This window comes from Parasedimentitalea huanghaiensis (genome assembly GCF_009753675.1).
GTDB lineage: Bacteria > Pseudomonadota > Alphaproteobacteria > Rhodobacterales > Rhodobacteraceae > Parasedimentitalea > Parasedimentitalea huanghaiensis.
The window spans coordinates 13,056-37,442 of the sequence record NZ_WQLV01000007.1; the positions used below are offsets into that span (position 1 = coordinate 13,056).

Annotated in this window: 19 protein-coding genes; 5 read left to right on the plus strand and 14 right to left on the minus strand. The window is 54.7% G+C overall.

From position 1 onward, the window contains the following. The first annotated feature begins 1 nt into the window (after position 1). The 5 genes from GO984_RS12300 (at position 2) to GO984_RS12320 (ending at position 4,890) form a co-directional block, all read left to right on the plus strand. Positions 2–994: an ABC transporter ATP-binding protein gene (locus GO984_RS12300; protein ID WP_157022829.1), complete on the plus strand. Its 993-nt coding sequence runs from the start codon at positions 2–4 to the stop codon at positions 992–994. Beyond that, a complete protein-coding gene (locus GO984_RS12305) occupies positions 991–1,989 on the plus strand; it encodes an ABC transporter ATP-binding protein (RefSeq protein WP_157022830.1) in 999 nt (332 codons plus the stop codon). Before GO984_RS12300 ends, GO984_RS12305 begins: the two co-directional genes overlap by 4 nt. Further along, positions 1,982–3,799, plus strand: a complete 1,818-nt coding sequence (locus tag GO984_RS12310) for an aminopeptidase P family protein (RefSeq protein WP_157022831.1) — start codon at positions 1,982–1,984, stop codon at positions 3,797–3,799. Before GO984_RS12305 ends, GO984_RS12310 begins: the two co-directional genes overlap by 8 nt. Before the next feature lie 128 nt (positions 3,800–3,927). Then, positions 3,928–4,494, plus strand: coding sequence for a TetR/AcrR family transcriptional regulator (locus GO984_RS12315; RefSeq protein ID WP_157022832.1), 567 nt, complete (start codon positions 3,928–3,930; stop codon positions 4,492–4,494). Beyond that, positions 4,495–4,890 carry a hypothetical protein gene (locus GO984_RS12320; protein WP_157022833.1) on the plus strand — a complete coding sequence of 132 codons (396 nt, stop codon included), beginning with the start codon at positions 4,495–4,497 and terminating at the stop codon, positions 4,888–4,890. Positions 4,891–5,102: 212 nt separating this feature from the next. Here the strand turns inward: GO984_RS12320 and GO984_RS12325 are convergent, their stop codons facing one another. The 14 genes from GO984_RS12325 to GO984_RS12390 all read right to left on the minus strand — a co-directional run bounded on the left by GO984_RS12325 (position 5,103) and on the right by GO984_RS12390 (position 24,374). After that, positions 5,103–5,417, minus strand: coding sequence for a hypothetical protein (locus GO984_RS12325; protein ID WP_245231104.1), 315 nt, complete (start codon positions 5,415–5,417; stop codon positions 5,103–5,105). 619 nt (positions 5,418–6,036) lie between these two features. Beyond that, entirely contained in the window at positions 6,037–7,653 is a 1,617-nt protein-coding gene (locus tag GO984_RS12330) for a GMC family oxidoreductase (RefSeq protein WP_157023029.1), read from the minus strand. Positions 7,654–7,676: 23 nt separating this feature from the next. Further along, positions 7,677–8,687: a zinc-binding alcohol dehydrogenase family protein gene (locus tag GO984_RS12335; RefSeq protein ID WP_157022835.1), complete on the minus strand. Its 1,011-nt coding sequence runs from the start codon at positions 8,685–8,687 to the stop codon at positions 7,677–7,679. Positions 8,688–8,734: 47 nt separating this feature from the next. Then, positions 8,735–10,231 (minus strand): FGGY-family carbohydrate kinase, encoded by a 1,497-nt coding sequence (locus tag GO984_RS12340; RefSeq protein WP_342448082.1) that lies wholly within the window; start codon positions 10,229–10,231, stop codon positions 8,735–8,737. After that, positions 10,224–11,066, minus strand: coding sequence for a class I fructose-bisphosphate aldolase (locus tag GO984_RS12345; protein ID WP_157022837.1), 843 nt, complete (start codon positions 11,064–11,066; stop codon positions 10,224–10,226). The genes GO984_RS12340 and GO984_RS12345 overlap by 8 nt, the downstream gene beginning before the upstream one ends. After that, on the minus strand, positions 11,057–12,787 hold the full coding sequence (locus GO984_RS12350) for a glycerol-3-phosphate dehydrogenase/oxidase (protein WP_157022838.1): 1,731 nt from the start codon (positions 12,785–12,787) through the stop codon (positions 11,057–11,059). The genes GO984_RS12345 and GO984_RS12350 overlap by 10 nt, the downstream gene beginning before the upstream one ends. Positions 12,788–12,848: 61 nt before the next feature. Beyond that, positions 12,849–13,844, minus strand: a complete 996-nt coding sequence (locus GO984_RS12355; protein ID WP_157022839.1) for an aldo/keto reductase — start codon at positions 13,842–13,844, stop codon at positions 12,849–12,851. After that, complete coding sequence (locus tag GO984_RS12360) at positions 13,834–14,814, minus strand: sugar-binding transcriptional regulator (RefSeq protein ID WP_157022840.1); 981 nt, start codon at positions 14,812–14,814, stop codon at positions 13,834–13,836. The genes GO984_RS12355 and GO984_RS12360 overlap by 11 nt, the downstream gene beginning before the upstream one ends. Before the next feature lie 14 nt (positions 14,815–14,828). Further along, positions 14,829–15,827 carry an ABC transporter permease gene (locus tag GO984_RS12365; RefSeq protein WP_342448083.1) on the minus strand — a complete coding sequence of 333 codons (999 nt, stop codon included), beginning with the start codon at positions 15,825–15,827 and terminating at the stop codon, positions 14,829–14,831. An 11-nt stretch (positions 15,828–15,838) separates the two neighbouring features. Next, positions 15,839–17,359 carry a sugar ABC transporter ATP-binding protein gene (locus tag GO984_RS12370; protein ID WP_157022841.1) on the minus strand — a complete coding sequence of 507 codons (1,521 nt, stop codon included), beginning with the start codon at positions 17,357–17,359 and terminating at the stop codon, positions 15,839–15,841. Between the two features lie 83 nt (positions 17,360–17,442). Beyond that, positions 17,443–18,462, minus strand: coding sequence for a substrate-binding domain-containing protein (locus GO984_RS12375; protein WP_209279409.1), 1,020 nt, complete (start codon positions 18,460–18,462; stop codon positions 17,443–17,445). Between the two features lie 779 nt (positions 18,463–19,241). Then, a complete protein-coding gene (locus GO984_RS12380; RefSeq protein WP_157022842.1) occupies positions 19,242–20,291 on the minus strand; it encodes an alginate lyase family protein in 1,050 nt (349 codons plus the stop codon). Next, complete coding sequence (locus GO984_RS12385; RefSeq protein WP_157022843.1) at positions 20,281–23,052, minus strand: SEL1-like repeat protein; 2,772 nt, start codon at positions 23,050–23,052, stop codon at positions 20,281–20,283. Before GO984_RS12385 ends, GO984_RS12380 begins: the two co-directional genes overlap by 11 nt. Continuing rightward, positions 23,052–24,374 (minus strand): alginate O-acetyltransferase AlgX-related protein, encoded by a 1,323-nt coding sequence (locus GO984_RS12390; RefSeq protein ID WP_167740317.1) that lies wholly within the window; start codon positions 24,372–24,374, stop codon positions 23,052–23,054. Before GO984_RS12390 ends, GO984_RS12385 begins: the two co-directional genes overlap by 1 nt. Positions 24,375–24,387 lie beyond the last annotated feature (13 nt).

Here is a 24,387-nt window from a genome sequence, read left to right on the forward strand (position 1 = left end):
AATGAGTGATACCCAGCCAATACTTGAGGTCGAAAACCTCTGCACGACCTTCACTCGGGGGGGCGTCGCACTCCCTGCAGTGCGCGATGTCAGCTTTAATGTCGGCAAGGGCGAAGTGCTTGGTCTTGTTGGTGAAAGTGGATCCGGAAAAAGCGTCACCCTGCGTTCTATCCTCGGTCTATCGCGTCGCTACGGCGATGTTACCGGCAGTGTTAAATGGATGGGGCAGGATATTGCTCAGATGCCGGAACGCAAATTACGCCACATCCGGGGCCGCGACATTGCTATGATTTTTCAGGAACCGATGACCTCGCTCAACCCGCTGTTGACGGTTGGCCTGCAACTGACCGAAACCCTAAAAGCCCATACTGACATGGGCCGCGCCGCTCGCCGGGATCGCGCGATCGAAATGCTAGATCACGTTGGTATCCCAGCCGCCGCCTCGCGACTAAACGAGTACCCACACCAGTTTTCCGGAGGCATGCGCCAGCGGGTGATGATTGCTATCGCACTGGCGGCTAGCCCGAAGCTGTTGTTGGCCGATGAGCCAACCACGGCGTTGGATGTCACAATTCAGGCACAGATCCTTGATCTGATCCTGTCGCTGGCAGATGAGTTGGAGATGGGGGTGATCCTAGTTACCCACGATCTGGGTGTTGTCGCCCAAACCTGCAAAAAGGCTGCAGTCATGTATGCCGGGCGCATTGTCGAACAGGGTGATGTGCGCCAAGTTTTGCGCGCGCCGCGCCATCCCTACACTGTGGGCCTAATGCGCTCCGTACCGCAGGATGTTCCACCGCGTAGCCAATTGTATACGGTGCCTGGCACCCCTCCCAGTCTCGAAGCACTACCGCAAGGATGCGCTTTTGCGCCTCGCTGCCAAGGCCGGACCGAAGGCTGTCTTGTCGCGCGCCCTCCGCTTGCAACCATCGCGCAGGGCCGGTCGGTTGCCTGCTTCAATCCTGTCACCGATGCACAGGGAGCCGCCGCATGACCCAGCCCGTAATGGACATCAAAGATATCGAGCTGGAATTCCAGGTGTCCCGTACACTCACCGACTTTGTAAAACAGCGTCCGGGGCGGGTAGTTCGGGCGCTCAATGGCGTCAGCTTGCAGCTGAATAAGGGAGAGACCCTTGGCGTCGTTGGGGAATCCGGTTGTGGAAAGTCAACACTGGCCCGTTGCATCGTTCGTCTTTACGAACCCAAACGCGGTTCCATTCACTTTGATGGCAAAGACATTTTCGCTGCAGGTGCAAAAGCTGACCGAAGCTATAACCGCCGCGTTCAGATGATGTTTCAGGACCCGTACTCGTCTCTTAATCCACGCATGACCACTGGACAGATCCTGTCCGAGGCTCTCAGCGTGCACAACATGCGCCCGAAAGACGAAATTGCCACGCGCGTCGCCGAATTGTTAGATCTTGTTCGTCTGCCGCAGGATGCTGCGGGCAAGCTACCGCATGAATTCTCTGGCGGGCAACGCCAACGTATCGCTATCGCCCGGGCACTCGCGGTAGAGCCTGAGGTTCTGATCGCCGATGAACTGGTGTCAGCACTGGACGTTTCCGTGCAAGCGCAGGTGGTCAACCTGCTGCTGGAACTGCAGGATCGGTTGAACCTAACAATCCTGTTCGTCGCCCATGACTTGCGTCTGGTCCGCCATGTCTCGAACCGCGTGGCAGTGATCTATCTGGGCCGAATTGTCGAAGTGGGTGATAGCGAAACGTTGTTCTCCAACCCCTCACACCCTTATTCGCAAGCCCTACTTAGCGCCGCACCGTCCCTTGATCCCGACGACAAAGGGAGTGCGATCCGACTTCAAGGTGAATTGCCTTCTCCTTTGAACGTGCCGTCGGGCTGCCCCTTTCATGTGCGTTGTCGCCATGCGACCGATTTTTGCAAAATTGAAGTACCAGAGCTGCGTGCGCTACCCGGACGCGGTGAAGTTGCTTGCCACCACGCTGAAGAGGTCAGTGAACATGCCTGATACTTCTATCCCTAGGGCAACTCAGCATATTGCTGCCTTGCGTACCGAGATGTCTGCGCGAGGTTTGGATGCCTTTATCATTCCCCGTTTTGATGCACATTTGGGGGAATATGTAGCACCTCATGATGAACGGTTGAAATTTATCACTGGTTTCTCTGGATCGGCCGGCATGGCCATCGTCACTCATGATACCGTCGCAGTTTTTGTTGACGGGCGCTACACAGTGCAGGTTGCAAATGAATGTCCAGGTGATCTGTTTACACATTGGCATTTGCACGATGCACCGCCGTCACAATGGTTGGTAACAAACGCTATGGCGGAATGGGCAGTAGGGTTCGACCCAATGCACTTGCCAACCACATGGCATGACCAGTTCCATCAGAGCTGCGCCAATGTGGGGGCAAAGCTTGTACCGCAGAACAGCAATCCAGTGGATGCGATTTGGCACAATCAACCCAAGCCGCCAAAGGGGCTCATCTCAACCTTCCCGCTGCAATTTTCCGGTAAATCCAGTGCGGATAAGTTGTCAGACCTGTTCGCGCACATGGTGAACGCTGGCGCAGATTTCTTTGTCGAAACCCAGCCAGACAATATTGCCTGGCTTATGAATGTACGCGGCGAGGACCTAACCTACACTCCGATACCACATTCCTTTCTTCTGGTGGCACAATCGGGACAGGTATTCTGGTCGGTCGATCAATCGAAATTTGATGATCTGGTGCACGATAGTATTCCCGAAAAAGTTGAGATCTTACCGCATGGCGATTTTTTAAAATCAATTTTGGAACGGGTTGGCGCTGGAAAAGTCGTTTTGCTGGACCCCGGGTTTTCACCTATTGCCGTACGCTTGGCACTTGCGGATGTTCAGGCGGTTGAAGTCAACGAAACTAGCTCTCTGACTTTGGCAAAGGCCAAAAAGAACGCGACAGAACTGGAAGGGATACGCGCCTGCCATGTTCAAGACGGTGTTGCTTTGACGGAATTCTGCGCGTGGATTTCCAAAGCTGTCCCCATGTTATCTGCCACCGGAAGCCCGTTGCGTGAACGCGACGCAGAAGAGAAAATCCTTGCTTTGCGAAAGGCCCGACCTGGTTTCATTTGCGAAAGCTTCGACACGATCTCGGCCGCTTCGGGTAATGCCGCAATGTGCCATTACTCCACAACCCCTGAGCAGAATGCGCCAATCTTGCCTGAAAACCCTTATCTTCTGGACAGTGGTGGCCAATACGACACTGGCACAACCGATGTGACCCGTAGTTTCTGCTTTGGGGCGGCTTCCGAAGAGTACCGGCGGGCCTATACTGCTGTCTTCAAAGCATTTCACGCACTGGCCACCTTGCGTTTCCCCAAAGGCACACAAGGTCACCATATCGACGCAATCTGCCGTCGTCCGCTTTGGGATCTAGGTTTGGACTATGACCATGGCACCGGTCATGGGATCGGTCATTGTCTTTCAGTTCATGAACATCCCCACAGGATTGGCAAAGATGTAAACCCAGTCGATCTTATTCAGGGAATGGTCCTTTCGATCGAGCCTGGGTTTTATGCAGCTGACCAATTTGGCATCCGTATTGAAAACCTTTTTGAAATTATCGAGGAAGCTGATGGGTTTCTGTCCTTCCAAAATCTGACGTTTGCTCCGATCCAGACCGATATGCTCAACCTCAGCAACCTGACCCCATCAGAGCTCGATTGGTTGAACACCTATCACGAAGAGGTGGTCAGCAGATTGTCGCCCTTTCTAACCGAAGTTACACGTGACTGGTTGGTTTCGGTGTGCAGTGCTTTGGCTCTGTCAAAAAGTCATTAGCTGCGAAAGACCTAAGCGGCTGAATTTTTTAAGATTTCCGACCTCGCAACCAAGCAAGTGTCAGAACGATCTTGCGCACACTTAGACTAAACTATACCAGATAGTACAGAGCTTCAAACTGGTGAAACATGCCTCCTAAATCCAAACGCATCTCTAGGGAAACCTGGCTGCAAACCGGCCTTATGCTGCTAAAGACAGAAGGGCCCACCGCCCTAACGGTTGATCGGCTCTGCAAAGAAGTGGATCGCTCCAAAGGTTCATTTTACTTCCACTTTGGTTCGATTGATCCCTACAAAGAGACGCTGCTCCTCTATTGGGAGGCACAGCACACACAGGTGGTCGAGGACTATGTTGCCTCACAACCCAACCCACAGGCACAGCGCCTTTCCGTCCCGGTTATTGCTGCAGAACTCGACGACGGGGTGGAGCGTGCCATTCGGGTTTGGGCTCATACAGAACCCCCTGCCCGTCAGCTAATCGCAAGGGTCGACGCACGCCGCATCGGGTTTGTAGCGCAGTTGATTGTAGAAACTGACGGGCTGGAACCGTCTGAGGCGCGTGAATTGGCTACCATTGAATATGCTGCATTTCTTGGCTTTCAACATTTGATGAGCGGAAGCTCTGCAGACCAACGTCAATCGATGTTTCAGCGCGTATTGCACCTGATATCCCCTAACAATTCGAAAGACACCTAAATGACCAAACTTTTCCTTGCCACGACGCTACTCTCTGGAGTGTTGCAGTGCTACCTGAGCTATGCGCTTCTTACTGACCCTGAGACTATGATTGCATCCTTTGGTCTGCCAACCGATGCATCAGTCGCGTTTGTCGCCCGCCGCGCCGGTGCGATGTTCCTTGGCCTAGCGGCACTTTCTTTTGCTGCAGCGTTTCTATACCGCAATCAGCAGATTGCAGCTCTGGCTTTGGCGATGCCTTGGCTTTGCTTGGCGCTCCTCGGCAGTTATGAACACATGCGCGGTGCTGTGGGAGCGGAGATCTACCCAGCTCTTGTAATCGAAACGATTTTTGCCCTGCTTTTCCTGATGATTGGCCTGTTCGGACGAGACCACCCAACCGCCAAAGCCAACTAAACGTCTCCAGCAGTCAAGGTTTCTGACCGGCCTCAACGGGTGCGCCTGTCAGTTTTCCAATATGGAGCAAATAGAGATCGGTCGACAGGTCTGGCGCGTATTTCAGCAGGGCTAGCGGTTTCACGCGTGAGATAGCCAACGAATAAACCCCGACCATTGGGCCGGGGTTTATCGGAATATCGAACCGCCTTTAAGCGTCAGTTGCAACAAGATTACGCGTCGTTACCCGGTGGAGGCAAAGCCTCAGCTAATTCTTCCCAAGACCGTCCTGACGCCACAAGGCAAGTCTGACCAGTTGGGGTCGTCACCGTGATAGTCCAAGTACCGGTACTGGAAGAGGCAAAGGTTTCGATGACCATTCCCTGTTCACCCAAGCCAATGCTCTGACGACTTTCGCCATATGTATTGGCCAGCCGTTCGATAACGGCATCACGCGGGGCACATTTTCTATTTTGCTGAGCGGTTGCTTGCTGGGCAACCATTACGGTGAGACCAAGGCTCATTGTCAATTTAATCATAGTCTTCATCATGGCTTTTACCTTATTTTTGACTGCTGATGTTGCTCGGACGTTTGAACATTTGAAAGTTAGCTGAACTAAAGATTCTCCTAGGAGGCGGTGACGCAGCCCCTGACAGCTGCGCGCTTTGAAGACCTGTTCTCGCGGCACATCCGCAAGAAAACATTCGTTTTTGTACTCGAGCTCTTGCTGACCAAGGTGGCCTGCATAAGGGTTACATCGTGTTGCTCTTGCTCTTTGGCGTGTTTGGCGAACATGACGGGCTCCCTTTTGTTAGTGTGCCTCTCTGCAATTAAAATACATAAAATTGTCACTATTTGTCTATTAGTGCATAAGTCGAACAATCCCGTCTTTCGAGTTTTCGGCCTGTCCAAAAGGATAGTTCGCCTCACCAAAATGCAGGCGAGCTGCCTTGCTGTCCGCAAAAAGGCAACAATGACGGCGACAATTTTTTGAACTTTTCCACACAAGCATCACCCCCACGAAACAAATGATCTCGTGTTTCTACATGAACGTTAGCGGGCATCATTATTATTCACCCTGAAACATGGACATGACCGGCCTGCTTCGCCGCCTCAACTAGAAACGCTTGAACGCTGCCACCTTTCAGGTTTGCTAAATAGCCCGTTCAGCGTGCGTCATTGAAAATCATATCAGCGGCTTTTTCGGCGATCATCACCACGGGGGACGCGGTATTGCCCGAAACGATTTTGGGCATCACCGAGGCATCAACAATGCGCAGTCCATCAAGCCCGCGTAGCCGTAACTGCGGGTCCACCACCGACTGCTCGTCACTGCCCATACGGCATGTGCCCACAGGGTGGAAAATGGTGGTAGCAATGTTACCGGCTTGCTGCAGAATTTCCTCATCTGTTTGGGTCTCTGGACCGGGCAGGATCTCTTGTGGCATGTGGGGGACCAGCGCCTTGGCTGTCATTATCTGACGGGCCTGTTTTATGGACTGCACCGCAATGCGCCTGTCTTTTTCCGCCGACAGGTAGTTCAGGCGGATATTCGGCTGGGTGCCCGTTTGGGCGCTGGATATATGACAATCACCGACGCTTTCAGGACGCAGATTACACACTGACACAGTGATAGCTGGAAACGGATGCAACGGATCACCCAGTTTATCAGTGGACAGCGGTTGTACGTGGTATTCCAGATCGGGCATCTCAAGCGACGGATCCGATTTGGTAAACATACCAAACTGACTTGGTGCCATCGACATGGGACCGCTTTGGTTAAAGGCATATTGCATCGCAATCCGCGCCTTGCCAAACAGACTGTTGGCCATAGTGTTCAACGTCTTGGCATTCTCTACCTTGAACACGGTCCGAATTTGCAGATGGTCTTGCAGGTTCTCTCCGACCGCGGGCAAATTATGCTCCACATCCACCCCCAGCCCCCTCAGCAAGTCTGGATTGCCGATGCCTGACAGTTCCAGCACCTTGGGTGAGTTGATTGCACCAGCGGCCAACAGCACCTCAGCACTGGCATTGGCTTGCAGCAACTTGCCTTTGTGGCGGAACAGAACGCCGGTGACGCGGTGATTTTCGATCACCAGCCGTTCCGTCTCGGCCTTGGTGATCACACGCAGGTTGGGCCGTTTCATTGCCGGGCGTAAAAAACCCTTGGCGGTATTCCAGCGCACGCCGTTGTTTTGGTTGACCTCAAAAAAGCCGCTGCCTTCGTTGCTGCCATCATTGAAATCTTCGCGCGGCATAACGCCAAATTCCTTGGCTCCCACCTGCACCGCCCGCAGGATGTCCCATTCAAGCCGCTGCTTTGAGACCTTCCATTCACCGCCCGACCTGTGCAGATCAGTGCTTCCACCGTGGTGGTCCTCGGACTTAAGGAAATAGGGCAGCACGTCGTCCCAGGCCCAGCCAACATTGCCCAGCTGACGCCAATGGTCATAATCCGTGGACTGGCCACGCATGTAGATCATGCCGTTGACGGACGAACAGCCGCCCAGCACTTTACCCCGTGGATACACCAGACTGCGTCCATTCAGTCCGGGCTCGGGCACGGTTTTCATCATCCAGTCGGTACGTGGGTTACCGATGCAGTAAAGATACCCCACTGGGATATGTACCCAGTGGTAATTATCCTTCCCCCCAGCCTCTAGCAACAGAACCCGAGTAGTGGGGTCCTCGCTTAGCCGGTTGGCCAACACGCAGCCGGCAGTGCCAGCCCCTACGATAACATAGTCATATTGCCCATCAAGGGGCTGCGCCTGCGCCATAGTCATTGATCCGAGTCTTGAGGTTAGTATTTGATCACGAGTTTGCCGATCATGGCAGCACCTTCGATGATCCGGTGGGCCTCTTTCAAGGTGTTCGAAGACAGTCCATGCAGAACCTTGGTTTCGGTTGTGGCAATGGTCCCATCATCAACCAACCGCGCCATGTGCGTCAGGATCTGGCCCTGCTTGTACATGTCCGGCGTCCCAAACAGCGAGCGTGTGAACATCAGCTCCCACATCAGCGCGGCAGATTTACCTTGCAGCGCCGAAACATCCAGCTTTTCCGAGGTCTCGACAATGGTACCGATCCGGCCCTGAGGCGCGATCAACTCGCACATGGCATCCCAGTGCTGGGCCGTGTCGGCATATTGCACGATGTAATCGGACTGCTCGAACCCGGCCTGCTTCATATCCTTGACCAGATCGCGGTGGTTCACCACATGATGAGCGCCCATTTGACGGCACCATTTGGCCGTTTCAGGCCGCGAAGCTGTGGCGATTACTGTTGCATTGGTCAATTTGCGGGCAATCTGCGCGGTTATTGATCCAACACCACCAGCGCCACCAATGATCAACAATGAAAACGGAGTTTCGCCCTGTGGCACCTGCAGCCGTTCAAACAGGATTTCCCACGCGGTGAGCGAAACCAGTGGCAGAGATGCCGCAGCCTCGGGAGAGACGCTTTTGGGTGCATGGGCGGCAATGCGGTGATCGACACATTGCATCGATGCATAAGAGCCGGGGCGATTGGCATCACCTGCGTACCACACCCGGTCACCCGGTTTGAAACCCGTCACGTCAGCTCCGCATTCGACCACAATGCCCACCGCATCATAGCCAAGGATAAATGGCGTCTCGTGTGGTGTGTCTACAGCGGTGCGAATGCGCCGTTTGGCATCCGCCGGGTTGACCGAGACAGCCTCAATCTCGACCAACAGATCATTCATTTCTGGTTTAGGATCCGGCAGGTCCACATCGAACAGGCTTTCAGCTTCTTCGATTGGTAGCGAATTCAAAAATCCAACAGCACGCATGGCTGTACTCCTTACTTGTCAAATTTGGTGTCAGGACTGGTTAGGTGTCAGGACTGGGTCCACAGCGGTTTCATGGCTTCGCTTAACTGCAGATAGCGGCTGTAGCGTTTGTCATAGTGGGACTGCATCCCGGCGTCCGGCGTGAACGAGGCACGCCAGCGGGTCATTGCAGCAATACCCGCCTCATAATCGGCAAACAGCCCAGCCCCCAAACCCGCGCCGATGGCAGCCCCCAGGGCACCGGTCTCCTGTGCTTCGGCGACTGTCACCGGCACACCTAACCCATCAGCAAACATCTGTGGCCAGATAGGGCTGCGCGACCCACCGCCGGACAGCACCGCCGAGTTGAATTCCACTCCAGCACTGCGCAGCACCTCAATATGGCGGCGATGTTCGAACATCACGCCCTCAAACAGGGCGCGCAGCATGTGGCCTTCGCCGTGCCAGCCGGCAACGCCATAGAACCCAGCGCGATAGTCTGCCCCCTGCCCTGATCCATATAGGAAGGGGTGGAAATACGGATCGTCTGCCGCAGGCGTGATTTCTGCTACCTTTGCATTGCTATATCCAAACGGGTCGTCATGGTGTGCGCCGCGTTCTATGAACTCTCGGACGTACCACTCCAAATTGGCTGCCGAGGTCGCACTGGCCTCGATATTCACAAATCGAGCGCGACCAAAACCGGCAACCATGAACACACCCGGATCGACCACAGGCGCGGATGAAAACACCTGATTGATGCTCCAGGTGCCACAGATGATCGAGGCTTGTCCTGCCTCAACCACGCCAGATCCCATCGCGCTAGAGACCACGTCAAAATACCCGCCCACCACGCGTGTACCTTCCGCCAATCCTGTGGCCTCAGCACACTGGGCGCTGACTGTTCCCGCGACATCAGCAGGGTCAAACAACCAGGGCAACATCGGGCGTGCATCTTCAAGCCCATATAGCGCCAGCAGATCGTCATCATAAATGCAATCCGGCATTCGCAGCAGCCCACAGCCGGACATGTCCGAAATGTCGCTTGTGCGAAGTCCTGTCAGTTTGAAGTTGATGAAATCCTTGCACAACATCACAGATCCAACCTGCGCATAGATTTCAGGGCGGTGCCGTTTGATCCATGCCAGCAACACAGGCGTTTGCGAGGGCCAGGGTTTTTGCAAGCAAATCTCATGCAGGGCATCACCGTGTGCCTCGGCCAGCTCCGCCGCCAGATCCGCCGCACGGGTGTCCAGCGACTGAATGCCAATCAGTGGTTCGCCATCGCGGTCCACCAGATACAGCCCGTTGCCATGACCGGCACAGCCAACCGCTGCAATCTGGCTTGGTGCGATACCTGCCGCATCAATACAGTTACGGATTGCCGTTTTGGCATTGGCCCACAGCTCGTTCAGGTCACGCTCAACATATCCCGGCTGCGGCGTCGAGGATTGCCCATCCAGTGCATGCATCGCGACCTGACGTCCCTGCAGATCAAACAACACCGCCTTGATCACAGTGTTGCCCGCATCCAGCCCCAGCAGATATGTCTGTTGATCACTCACGGTTGTAAATATCCCATGCTTCTTCGCCACTGGCGCCATCGTGGATCATCGCCATCAGTGAGGCGACCACCGCTTTAGGATTGTCATGCTGATAGATATTGCGACCATAGACCATGCCTTTGGCGCCCTGCCCCATCAGCGCCGCTGATTTCATCAGCACGGTTTTCAGGTTTTCCTTGCCGCCGCCCCGCACCAACACAGGCACCCGAGCAGCCTCAACTACGCGATGGAAATCCTCGGCATGTTCGGTTGGGTCGGCCTTGATAATGTCCGCGCCCATTTCACTGGCCAGCCGGGTCAGCGTGACAATCTTGTCGGCATTGCCATCCACCTGATAACCACCACGGATGTCATTGGGCAGCATCACCAGTGGTTCGATCATCAGCGGCATGCCGTATTTTTCGCAGGCCGCCCGCACCTTTGAGATGTTCTCGACACACTGGCGGAACAGCTCGGGCTCGTCCGGCAACATGAACAGGTTCACCACCACCGCAGCAGCATCCATTTCCAGCGCGCCGATAATCGGCTCTTCCGCGTTTTGTAACAGGGACCACATCACCCGGTGGCGTTGGTCGTTATAGGGATTGCCCATGTCGATCCGCATCACCAGCGCCGGTTTGTCTTTCTCGGGCCGGGCTTGCAGCAAATCAGCCTGACCATAGGCCATCTGAATTGCATCCGGGCGGGCGTCGATCAGGGTGTTCACAACACTGCCCATGTCCTCTAGCCCGACCATAAAGCTGGGTTCGTTGCAGACCCCGTGATCAATCGCGACATCCAGACAGCCACCATTGGTGAACATCCGATTCATGCGGGCTTTGGTGCTTACACGCATTCCATTCTCCTTGATTTTGCATTCGGCTCTTGCTCTGACAGCAAGACACCGTGGAATTTTTCCAACTCATTCAACAATGATGTCCGCTCGGCCACCAACTGATCTTGGCTCCAATCCAGGTCCTGCGCCATCAGGTCAGCGATGGCATCAATCAGGGGCAGGCTTAACCGGCCCGTAATGGCCAGATCTGTGCGCCGAAGCACGATGTCGGACAGGTGCACAACATGTTCCCGTTGCACCAGAAACCTGATTTCTGCAGCCGTATAGTGACAGTCCTGCGTCAGCGTCTGATCATCGCCACTGGCAACGCTATATCGCATAAGCTCACGTGATCGGGTGCCATAAACCTGCACCAGATGCTCGGCCCTGTCTGCCGCCAGTGAGAACTCCACCATCAGCGCCCGCGCCATCGCACCATCGCCCGCCGGGAAATCAGCTCCTCCACCGATGGGCAGGTCAATTGTATCCTGCTTGCGAGGCTTACTCAACTCGGCCAGCACTTCGTCCGTTGTCTGTTGCGCAAAGGCGCGAAACGTCGTCCACTTGCCCCCGACCATGCAGAACTGCGGCACCGTGCCGTCGATCTTTTGGGTGAAATGTCCGCGTGAAATGCGACCGGTGAAATCATGATCGCTCGACGGCAGTGGCCGGATACCACTGTAGCTAAACATAACCTCGTCCTCGCTCACCGGGACCTGCGGAAAGATCAAACGCAGTGACGTCAGGATATAGTCCATTTCCTCTGGCTCGCAGCGGGTCCGTGAGGCTGCGGTCACCCGGATATCAGTCGAGCCGGCCAGTACCTTGCCCAGATAAGGAAACACAATGCAAACCCGGCCATCAGTATTTTCGAAATACATCATGTGGCCGTCCAACGCTTGCAGCAGTGCCGGGTTGTCCAGGATCAGATGCGACCCTTTGGTGCCGGACACCAGTGGTGGTGGCTTGGTCTCTGATGACGATAGCTGCGCTATCACTTCGTCTAGCCAAGCCCCCGAAGCATTCACCACCGCCCGCGCGGTCACTGAGAATTGGTCACCAGTTTCTACGTCGTTTACCAAAAATGCCCCATCCATCGCATTCAATTCAGCATAGTTTACCGCAACCGAATCCGGAGCCAGCGTTTCGGTGTCCGTGATCAACTCCACCCCTAACCGCTCTGGATGCGAAATCCATGCATCGTAATAGGTGGCCGAGAACAACAGCTTGCGTGTCAGGTTTGGCCATTGCCTCCAAGTTGATTTGGCGCTGCGAAACTTATGCTTAGGCAAGATCCGGCGTTTGCGGGTCACCAAATCATAAAGCGTCAAACCGGCCTTGATCGGTAACGCGCCACGGTTCGACGGCTTGCCCGATCCGCCAAAGAAACTGGTCGCAGCATTAAACAACCCCGAAAACAGCGAGGTGATAGGGATCGTGGTTGGCAGCGGCCGTACCATATGCGGTGCGTTGCGCAAAAGTGCATCCCGCTCCGCCAGTGACTCGCGCACCAAGTCAAACTCGCCATTTTCCAGATAGCGCAGTCCACCGTGGATCATCCGCGATGGTGCCGCGCTGCAGCCTGAACAAAAATCGTTGCGCTCGACCAGCAGCACCCGCAGCCCTTGCAGGGCCAGTTCGCGGTAGACGCCCAGCCCATTGATACCGCCGCCGATGACGACGACGTCAAAGGCACCGTTATCGCGGATGCGCTGAAAGCTGTTGTGTCGTTGCGCAGACATAACTTCTCCGTTCGCCAGAGTTGCCCTCTGACGCCTTCTTGTTGTCGATTTTTAGTTCTGGTTAGCCGTCGAGGTTGGTCAAATGTGTCCCGGCGGCGACGGTAATGGTTGCGATGTCCTGTTGTGAAAGTCTGATGCGCCCTGCGGCGGCATTCTCGCGGGCCTGGTCCGCGTTGCGGGCACCACAGAGTGAAAAGGTGATGCCGGGTTGTTGCACAGTCCAGGCAATCACCGTCTGCGCCAAGGTTGCGTCATGGGCATCGGCAACAGGTGCGATTTCCACCATCAGTGCCGCAATCTTTTGGCGGTTTGCCATGGAAAATCGCGGGTTGTCCTTGCGCTGATCATCGCCCGAGAATTCCCGATCCGGTCCAACCTTGCCACTTAGCAGTCCCAGTGCCAGCGACGAATAACTTAGCGCCGAAACACCGTGTTCCGCACAAAGCGGCAGTAGCGAGGTCTCAATATCGCGTTTGACCATGCTGTATTCTTCTTGGATGGCATCCAGCTGCCCCCCAGCCACATAGGCAGCAACATCATCTGCACTGGTGTTGCTGGCCCCGATCGAACGAATTTTGCCCTGTTGTTTCAGTGTTTCCAGCGCCTCCATCGTCTCGGCGATAGGGGTGGTCGGATCCTGCCAGTGGGTGATGTAGTGGTCAATATAGTCAGTTTTCAGCCGTGTCAGGCTTTGCTCAACCTCATAAATGATCGCATCTTTACCCAGATAGCGGTGCACTGGCTGACCGTCGTAGTCAAAGAAATGGTTGCCCTTCTGGCTATGCCAGACCAGCCCACATTTGGTTGCCAAAACAACTTTATCACGGCGCCCAACCAAAGCTTTGCCGACGATCTCTTCGGCCAGTCCCTGACCATAAGCAGGAGCAGTGTCGATCAGGGTGACACCTTCGTCTACGGCGGTTTGAATAGCCTCGATTGACTGTGCTTCGTCAGTGCCGCCCCACATCCAGCCGCCAATGGCCCATGTGCCCAGACCAATCACCGAGGCTTCGATCCCGGATGCCCCAATTGGGCGTGTTAGCATTTCATGCGACATGTTTTGACCTTTCCATAGTCTCTAGCACCGCGTTGACGGTCTCTTCGTCCAGGACCAGTGAATCCAGGAAATTTCCATTCAGGACTGCCCGTATGGGCCGTGTTTTCTGTTCCCCGGCAGCGATGCCAATCACGGTGCGGCAGGTTTCCAGCTCGCTCGGGTCCAGTGCCACCAGACGCGAGTTCAGTTCATACTCAGCAAGACGCCCGTTTTCGCCGATCAGATGCGCCATGAATTCAGCCGCAACGCCCATGCCAACCAGCATCTTGCGGTCCGCCTCGGGTACTGGGTTCAGATCGTAGTAGCTGGAGCCGCGTGGTTCGACCGAGCCAACCCCAACCAGCGCCACATTGGCACGGCGAGCCAGGTCGAACACCTCTTTGGTCGAGGCCATGCTTTTCAGCATGTCGCGCTGATTACGGCTTTCGGCAAACAGCGGCGCGTGGATCAACATCGGTGTGCCGCCCAACCGTTCGGCCATTTGCGTCGCAAGATGGTTCACATCCGTATAAAACTTGCCCTGCACCCCGCCGGTCAGCGGCACGACAGTCACGTCTATCTTACGCTCAGGTGACAGGTTCTCGACTACGGCACTCACCGCCTTGCCGCCGGTGATCGCAATGACATCACCGTCCCGGATGGTCTCGAGCAGCATGTTTGCAGCCGCCCGACCAACCTGTTGCAGCGTGGTGTTCGGATTGCCTGACACTGTTGGTGTTACCATCGCGCCATTTAGCGCAGTTGCCCCAACCAAGCGGTTTTCCAGATCTGCCAGCCGCTGAAACGGGCTTGTGACGTCAATCTTGACCATGCCCTGCTTGCGCCCTTGCGCAATCAACCGGTTCACCTTGGACGTTGACAGGTTCAGTCGTTTAGCAATCTCTGACTGCTTTAAGCCTTCGACGAAATGCAACACCAGTACTGTATGGATCTGTCGCGAGAGTTCAAAATCTGGGATACGTTCTGACATGTCTTTGCCCTCCCTTATCCGCGTTTCTTGTGCAGGTAGTGGTCAATCGACACCGCCGCCAACAAAATCGAGCCGCGAATGATGTCCTGCCAGTAGACCGACACATCCAACAGTGCGAGCGAGCTGGACACCACCGACAGCAGCACCACACCAAGGATGGCGCCAAAGATGGTGCCGGACCCGCCCGTCAGGCTGGCGCCGCCAATCACCGCTGCGGCGATCACGTTCAGCTCCATCCCCAACCCAAAGGTGGGCTGCGCCGAGCCAAACCGAGCCATGTAGATAATGCCAGCAAACCCAGCCAATGCAGAACACAGAGTGGTGGTCAGAAAGATCACTTTCTTAGTGCGAATACCGGAATAGGCTGCGGCCTTTTCATTGCTGCCGGTATAGAAAACTTTGCGAAATACAGTGGTACGGCGCAGCATGAAGTCGAACACGAGCACCACCACCAAGAAGATGATAATCACCAGCGGTATTGGCCCTATTGTGCCCTGACCAATGAATTTGAACTCAGGCGGCAGCGTGTACAGCCCCAGCGGTCGCCCGCCAGTACCCAGCAAACACGCCCCCCGTGCGATCACCATGATCGCCAGCGACACAATGAAGTGATGCAGCCCAACGCGGGTGACAAAGAACCCCATAAAGGCCCCAATGGCAGTACAGGCCGCAATCGCGATGGCCGAGGCCACCCAGGGGTCAATGCCCTGCAGGAACAGCCAGCCGGCAATCACCATCGACAGCGCGGTGACCGAGCCAACTGACAGGTCGATCCCGCCAGAGATCAGCAAGATGGTCATTCCAACCACCACGATACCCTCGACCGCGAAGGCCATCACCATGGCCCTCATATTCACCCAGGTCAGGAAATAAGGCGAGGCAAAGGACATAATCACAAACATCACCAATATGATCGCAATCAGCCCGGTTTCACGCATCCGCAGCAATTTGTGCAACGTGCTGGTCGTTGGCTCTGCGGGCGCCGAAGCTGTTATTTCTATCGAGTTCTCCACCGTGCTCTCCCTCAGCCCGTCAGTTCTTGGGCATCCAGGCCCGAAGCCAGATGCATAATGTTTTCTTCAGTAATCATGTCGCCTTCGACCACTCCGCCGATGCGCCCCTCGCGGACCACCAGCACCCGGTCACTGACCCCGATCAGCTCAGGCAGTTCAGACGAGATCACCACAATGCCCACGCCACTGCGGGCCAAATCGCGCAGAATGCGGTGAATTTCGGCCTTGGCGCCAACGTCAACACCGCGCGTAGGTTCATCCAGAAAGATCAGTTTGGGGTTCACCGACAGCATCTTGGCAATCGCGACCTTTTGCTGATTGCCACCCGACAGTGACGAAACTGGATCCGATAGCTGACCACACTTCAGGTTCAGCTTGTTGCCCAATCTTTCGGCCTGCCCGTCCTCTAGCTCACGATTGATCAGCCCCAACGGACTGGCCACTTGGTCCAGCTTCAAGGCGGACACATTGTTAGAGATCGGCATATCCAAAAAGATACCGTCGCCTTTGCGATCTTCGGACAGATAGACCATGCCTGCAGCGATACTGTCTTGATAGTGCTTCAGATCAAGCTGTTCGCCGTTCAGACTAACATCACCGGAAATATCACCTTCCAACCGGCAAATGCCTTTGACGATTTCGCTGCGTCCCGAGCCGATCAACCCGGCAATGCCGAGGATCTCACCCTTTTTCAGCTGGAACGAGACATCGCTGAATCGTTTGTTATCCGTCAGCCCCTGCACATCGAGAATAATGTCTTCTGATTTATCAACCTGCGCCTGTTTGTCCGGATATAGGTTCTCGATCACCCGCCCCACCATGGCGTTGACCACATCCGCAGGTTCAATCTCGGCCACATCACGCGTGGTGATATATTGACCATCGCGAAATACCGTCACCCGATCACAGTTGTCGAAGATCTCGATCATGCGGTGTGAAATGTAAATGATTGCGATACCGCTGTCTGCCAGCCGCCGCATGATACCAAACAGCACCTGCGCCTCTTTCTCGGTCAGTGCAGCGGTGGGCTCATCAAGGATCAAGACCTTACAATCCAGCGTTAACGCCTTGGCGATCTCAACCAACTGCTGGTTCGAAATCGAAAGATCCCGCACCAGAACCGAGGGATCAATATCGCTGAGTTGGCGGAACACTTCACGTGCCTTGGCCTCCAGCCCTTTGTAATCCATCAAGAACGAGCGGCTGATATTGGTGGTCGACATGAATATGTTTTCAGCCACAGAGACGTCCGGGCACAGGGCGATCTCTTGATGCACAAATCCGATACCCAGCTTCTGCGCCTTAGTCGGAGAACTGATCCGGACAGGTTTTCCATCCCAGTTAATCTCGCCGCTGTCCGGTTTTAGAATGCCATCGATGACATTCATCAGCGTGGATTTCCCCGCGCCATTTTCGCCCGCCAATGCGTGGATTTCACCGCGACGCAGTTCAAAATCAACACCCCGAAGCGCGCGAATGGCGCCAAAGGACTTGCTGACGTTTGAAATACTGAGGATCACGTCATCTGGCATGGGCGGGTTTCAGTCCATTTGAATTGCAAAATGTGACGGGCCGCAATTGGCAAACGGCCCATCAAGAATGTTTAGATCAACAATCAGCTGGGATCGCGGCCATCCATGTAGACATTCAGATCAAAGCTATCTGCATTTTCTTTAGTGATGACGGAAAAACCGTTGTCAACAAAAGGAATTTGCATCGGGTTATATCCTGATACCTTGTAGTCGTTGAACGGATCAAAGACTTCGGAATGTGCCGCCAGGAATGTGGACATAAAGCCCATGAATCCCTGCATGGCTTGGTTCGGGTTCAGCGCCATGTGGATATTGCCTGCCTTGATGTGCTCCAGCGTGGTAGGCGTGATATCGGCATGCATGACCAAAACCTCGGCTTTGGCTTCCAGAATGGCGGCAACTGCACCTTCAGCCGAGCCTGCCTCGGGGATCCACAAAGCGCCCAGATTTGGGTTGGCTTGCAAGATCGACGCTGTGGCGCGATAGGCTGCAGTGCTATCCTGATTGGTGGCCTGACGTCCGACCAACTTCATGTTGGGATAGTGCTCTTCCATATAGGACAGCAGTGCGGTGACGCGCAGGTCGTGGTTGGACTGACCTGGGTTCTCCAACACCGCAAATTCAGCACTGTCACCAATCTGGCTTACAATCTCTTCAGCAGCAAACTTGGCCTCGGCCAGATTGTCCGACGTAATGTAAGCGGTGCGCTTTGACTTGGGCGAATCCGCCGCAAAGGTTGCCACTTCGGTGCCACTGTCGATTGCACGATCGATTGGCTCAATAAACGGGTCTGACTGCATCGGATGCACCAGAATGCCAGCCGGCTGTTTGACCATATCCTGTTCAAACGACGCGATCTGTTTGGTGATGTCGTAGTCCGGAGTGCCCGAGAACACAGTCTCGCAACCAAAGGCCTCGGCGGCCTGTTTGAACCCCTGGTAGACCGGGACCCAATAAGGGTGCCCCGACACCATGACGTTCATGATATATGTCTCTCCCGGTTCGCAGCGCAGTCCGCCTTCGGCCTGTGCCGAGGAAACAGAAATAACCGAGGCCGTCATGGCGAGAGACGCCAGAATTCCAGTAACGTTATGCTTCATCATCTTACTCCTCCCTAGAGCATCTGAATTGAAGGTCCTTTACACGATGGCACGAATGTGCCGAGCTGCGGTATTTATTTCAGGCACCGCAAGAAACTTCGCCTTTGATTGGTAGGAGGCAAAATGAAACCGGTCAACGAGCTGGTCAAAAAAAATCACTAGATGAAATTTATTTCACACCTGAGGAGCGGGCGACACCTCGCCCGCTGCCCATCATATGCAGTTGGGCATCAGCGATTTGAGCTTGATAGCTAGCAAACGAGACAAAGCTGGAACCAAAACGGATGCAATGGTTCGGCGAACATCCATTCGAACGCCGCTGCCCACCGGATGAACCAAAGTCCGGCAATCGAAATGTAATCTCGATGAGACCTGCGTAAGCACTTGGCTGTTTAACTTGTCGTTCCATAACAAGTCAGGGAAAGAGCCCTGCAAAGCTTTCCGGAGCCGCCCAGCCAGCCGCAGATAGCGATCTGTTTTGGTTGCCTTGTCACAGAGCAAAGGCTTCGTCGCTTTAACTTTGGCTGGTATGGACTGCCACGAATAACAAAAAGGCTGAAAGATATCCTGTGGGCCGTTATCACCTTATGTCCCCAGTCAAAGGCGACATCCATCACACCGGATGGCGGTTGGTCCAAACAACTTCGAGCAAGGTTTTGAACTACCGACAGGGATCAAGGATCAGCAGGCTTCGATGCTTATGGATCACCCTACCCGCCTTATCCTGATATCCCCTGACAAAGCTCAAATACCGGTTGAACAGTAAGCAACCGGAACTCACGTTATCTGTCCCAGATCAGTGTTTGGTTGCCACCCAGTTTAGAAAAGGACAAAGGCCGACGCGGGGCGGCGAAATCTTCGGCCAAGGGATCCGATGTTAACGTCAGATAGGCCTCCAGCCACGCCAAATGATGTTTGCCGAGCTCTGCACTACCATCGAAGAATGACTGCACCTTCCCTGTCATTGCCTCAGTCTGTGCGCCATCTTCTAGATCGGACAGAGCAAAATGTACTGCCCGTTTTAGGGCTTGATCACATTGATCGACTATTGGTGTACCTTGTTGTTCCAGCAACAAAATTGAAGTCACCAAGGGGGCCAGCGCGTAAAGTTGATAATGCAACGCGAATTTTCCGCGGGTCATTTCTTGGGGCAGACTTCCATCCGGATTGGCAGAACAGAGCACATATGTCGTCGACCAGATCGCCCAGGAACGCATGACTATGTCATTTCTCAATTCTGCAGTTGCTGTTGCGGCAAGTCCAGCCCAGGCCCGCAAATTCCCCGAAGCAGCACCTTTAGGAGCCTGTTCCCAAAACTTCATTTGCTCACTGACACGACGGGATAGCCAGGCGACCACTGTCTCCAATCCCTGTTCGTCGGCGGAAAATTGCGCTGCTTGACCTGTGACGATAGCAAGACCGGCCAAGCGGGCACCGATAGTCAGCTGAGCGGTTTGGGTGCTCAGATCAGACAACGCATCTGCTTCGGCCCAGACTGCGAGCTGGCGGATAAGACAATCGGCCTGATCGGGGCGTTGGCTCATCTCAGATTTCAACAGTGTCTCAAGCCCTTCGGCAAGATCGCGCAAAAAATCATCCAGTGGCTTTAGCGAGATCTCAGCTTTCGCCTGCGCTTCTTTGTTCAGCGTCGCGCGGCTGGCATCACTGCCTTCATAGCGGCTTTGGACTGACAGGCTTTGTATAGGTGGTGGCGCCGGGGCACAGATCGATGCGTCTTGAGCCGCAGCTGCGCCTGCCCCAGATAACACGGCAAAGGATAGACCTATGAAAAGCGCTCCCGTTTCAAACCTTTTGAGTGTGTTACTTCCCATGAGCAGCCCCTAACAACTGGGCAAGTTCACCGGCACGCGGGTGACTTAGATTTTCGGCGCGTGCCAGCCAATCCAGTGCAACTCCAATGTTACTTTGGGTACCAAGACCAAAGCCCAGGGCAAAGCCCAGCTCGACCATGGCTTCATCATACCCGCCTTCGGCAGCCTTTTGTAACCACTGTGTAGACTGGCGCAGATCTTCGGGCGTTCGAGCGCGATCTCGCAAATGCATCGCATACTCGAACCGCGCTCTGTTGTCGCCAGCATTGGCCGCGTTACGCAATACAGCCGCCATATCGCGGCGCTGATCAATCTGTGCACGCACATCTTCATGCGCAGTGCGATAACTGGACATCACCCAGACCAACTCATCACCCTGAGCCTCTTCCAAAACGGCCAACAGATGGCTCGCCGCCGCCTGAGCATCAAAGCCCGGCAAATCAGGGTTTCCGGTCAAACGGTAAAGGCGCAAATTGGCATTGGGCTCGCGCTCGGTCAGGTTGCGGGCCGCGACACCCTGCATATCAGGCGCAGAACCGGCATCAAACAGTCTGACTTGACTGTCGACCAGCTTCAATTTCGACAACAAATGCCCGCCGTCAAAATCCAGTATCACGTTGCGCCAATGATAGACCATTTCCGGGTCCTGGCGAATGGCATAGGCATCGCCCATTTCATCGGCGTCTTTGTTTTCACAACCCATCAAAGATGCTGCGCGGTCAAAATAGTCATCCACCCGGTTTGCCGGCAGAAACGGAATAGCAAAGATCAGCCCTAGAAAATCGCCACGCTCTTCGATCACATCCTTGAATTCATTATATATAACAAATGCACTGGCGGCGTAGTCTTCTGGGCTGGTGCTTTTTGCCAACAGCCGTGACTTCAACCGAATTGAGGCCCCTTCGCCGCGGTTCCCGGCGATGGTCAACATCTTGATGATGTCTTTTGCCACATCAGGTTCGCGCGCTTGATCCTCAAGTAATGCAACCGACAAATCCAAGGCCGACGTCACGCCATTGTTCAAATACACTCTGCGAAAAAACTCTATTGCCAAGGCCCGCTCTGCTGGCGTTCTGGATAGCTCCATTTCCATGCGAACAAAGGTTTCCAACGCTTTATCAGATGGCGAAAGGCGCTTGGCCCAAAGTCGCAGCGCCGCCTCTGACGTCAGTGGGTTTGACTGCAACAGTTGCGCCAGTTCTGCCCGTGCCTGTGTGCGCCCTTGCAAGGCTTGCGTTTGAATCCGTGCCAGTAATTCAGGGGATCGAAACGGGCTCAGCGTCAAAATGTCGGTGGCCGATGCCTGCACCGCAGCTTGCCCAGTTGCGGCATAGTTGCGGGCCCACAGATCGGCGGCGTCCTTATGTGGCGCATCATTCAACTGGCAACGATACAAACCTTCCAGAACCTGCATGGAACTGGCCATGCCGAAGCGCGACACAGTATCAAGCAAAAGATTCTCCGCCCGATTGATACGCACAGGATCATCACGATAGCGGATCAGAAAACGTGCCAGCATTTGCATGCCCGTCTCGTCGCCACGGGTGACCGCAACCTCAAGCAGGTCCATAGCCTCAGCCTCACCAGCCCAGCGACCTTTGCGGGCAATCACCTCTTCGGCGAGATCCGTGAAAACAAACCCCGGAGCCTCTGGCATCGCGGACAGTTCGCGAAGATACTGCAGGCGAACGCTGTCTTCATTGACAACGACGTCATTCTTGCGCACCCCAAGGTCAAAATAGGGGATCATAGAGTTTTGGACTCGCCGGCGGTCTTGACTTTGGTTGAAGCCCAAAATGTCTTCGATTTCTTGCGCTGTGATCACGCCACTAGCCAAAAGCTGGCTGGTTTGGCGTTCGTCAGGCGACAGACCCAGTTGTGCAGCACGTCTCAGATAGGTGCGCATTTCGTCTAGATCTTTGCGATCCGCGTCGGCGTTCAAATGGTATTCCACAACGCGCCACGCGGCCTTTACCCCGCCCATATCCGCCGCAAACTTGCGCCAGGCATGTGCCATATCAGGATTGGCGACCACAAGATCACCCTTCAGATACTCCTGTGCAATGCGTTCGGCCCGCTTGCAAACACTCGGGGTCAATTCACCCAGCAATCCACCAAAGGCCAGCGTGACCGTCAAGTCCAACGGTGCGTCCCAACCTTCGAGCATTTCACCCCGTATTTGCATGCGGGCGATCTCAGTCAAGGCGCGGGCATTGCCACCAAAGGCTGCCTCACGCAGCATTTCCTGGGCAAAAGGAAGATCAGTGGGCACCAGAATGCCTTCGCGATAATAGCGCGCCAAGACAAGTTGCTGATTGTTTGATAGCTCGTCAGACCGGACACGTAGCTGTCCAATCAGATTTATGCTGCGCAATTCATCAAGGCGTCTGGCCTTAAGATACAAGGCCACACGAGCAAACTCTTCACTCACCCCAGCGAATGAATCGTCCAACTGAGCGCGGCGAGTGATTAATGCGTTGATAAAATCGAACCAACGATCCGCGTCCTGTCGTTGCAGGCGATGAATGTCGCGGACCAAAAATTTCAACCGCAACTCATGGGTCAAAACCAGATCACCCAGTCCATGTTCTGTGTGAAACTCTGCCTCACCAGCCGCAGGGGCATTGCACAAATCGCGTGACGAAATGCTGGGCGGCAAAAAATCGATCGGAAGGGGATTGGCCGAGGCGCCAAATGGCAACAGGATGCCAAGTATCCCTAAACTCAGTCCTATTTCCAGACCTGCAAGTTTACGCAGCATCAGTATGCCTCCTCTTGCTGACAGGCGGTTAGACTGGCGGCAGGGCCAAAGGAACCACCACCCAATTGGACGTCCACATGAGATGCCCCCTCAGGCCACAGCCCTGACATCGGCATGTAGAACCGCCCAGTCAGAACCTGATCAGGAGTGCGGTAGACTGTTCGGGCACGAACACTCTTGTTCCGGGCGGCAAAAATAAAGCGAGCCGCTTGTACCTGAACGCCATCATTATCGAAGAACAAGGTGTAGCGTTTGGCTGGATCAAGGCCGCTCAGATCCGCCTGAAAAACCTTGCGGCCCTTATCAAACCGCAAAGGTAAGACAATCTCGCATCTCGGCCCGGCTGCTGTAATCAATTCCCGCAGGGGTTGCTCTCCAAATTCACCAGAGTTTATCCAAATGGGCTGTTCCCAAATTAGAAATAACGGCCTGTTGGCCTGAAACTGTTGTGAAGTCAGATAGGCGGTCATCGCCGCCAGGGAGCCACCTTTGGCAAGGCTGTAGTGACCAGCGGACAGGCCGGTGGCCTCTTGCAAATGATGCGCAAAACCCAATGTCGATCCACCAGTCATCTCTGAACTGACCACTGCAACTTCAATGGGCGCAACCGAGTTGAACAGATCCTGCGGGGCCGCCCCTTGACGCATCAGAACTTGATCAAATGTCAAACCAGGCAGGTCTTTTTCGCAATGATCTTGCAAATCAAGGCGCCTGTCTGAGTGCATAGCTGCTTTACCACTAAGCCCGCTGAGAAACGCCGTTTGTGGCAATGCAGCATACCCGGGCGATCCTGCAACCATTTCCGCCGCAGCCCGCACCATGGTGCGCACACCGTGCGAGTTCAACCGCGGGTCAGGTCCAAAAAATACCGGGGCATCCATAGCAGCGCGCGCCAGGATATGACGGACATTTGGAGCAGCCACCCCATGGTGATTCAAGCGCTGAATGTTCTCATCATAGACCGTAGCAGCAATATCAATGTCAAAGCCCAAATCAACTGCGGCCCAAGGTAAATTTTGAGGTTGTCCCAGGGCCTTAGTTGGCGTCGCCAGATAGATTAACGTTGTTCCCTGTGCTGCGAGAGTGTCAGACAGTTCCGCAAGGTCTTGGGCAATTTCTTCGGTGATCTCATGTGACATCATCAGGTCAGGAGACACGCTGTAGAACATGCCCTGCGATCCTTCCACACTCGGGCTGGTTCCTGAGTTCATCAGCCCAGAACAAGCATATTCAGAGCTTTGCGCGGCCAGAGGTGCGCCGAATAGCGAAAGCAACAACGCAGCGCACTGAGCCCGTGCGTTACATTTGAAAAATTTGACCATGTTGCCCGTCATA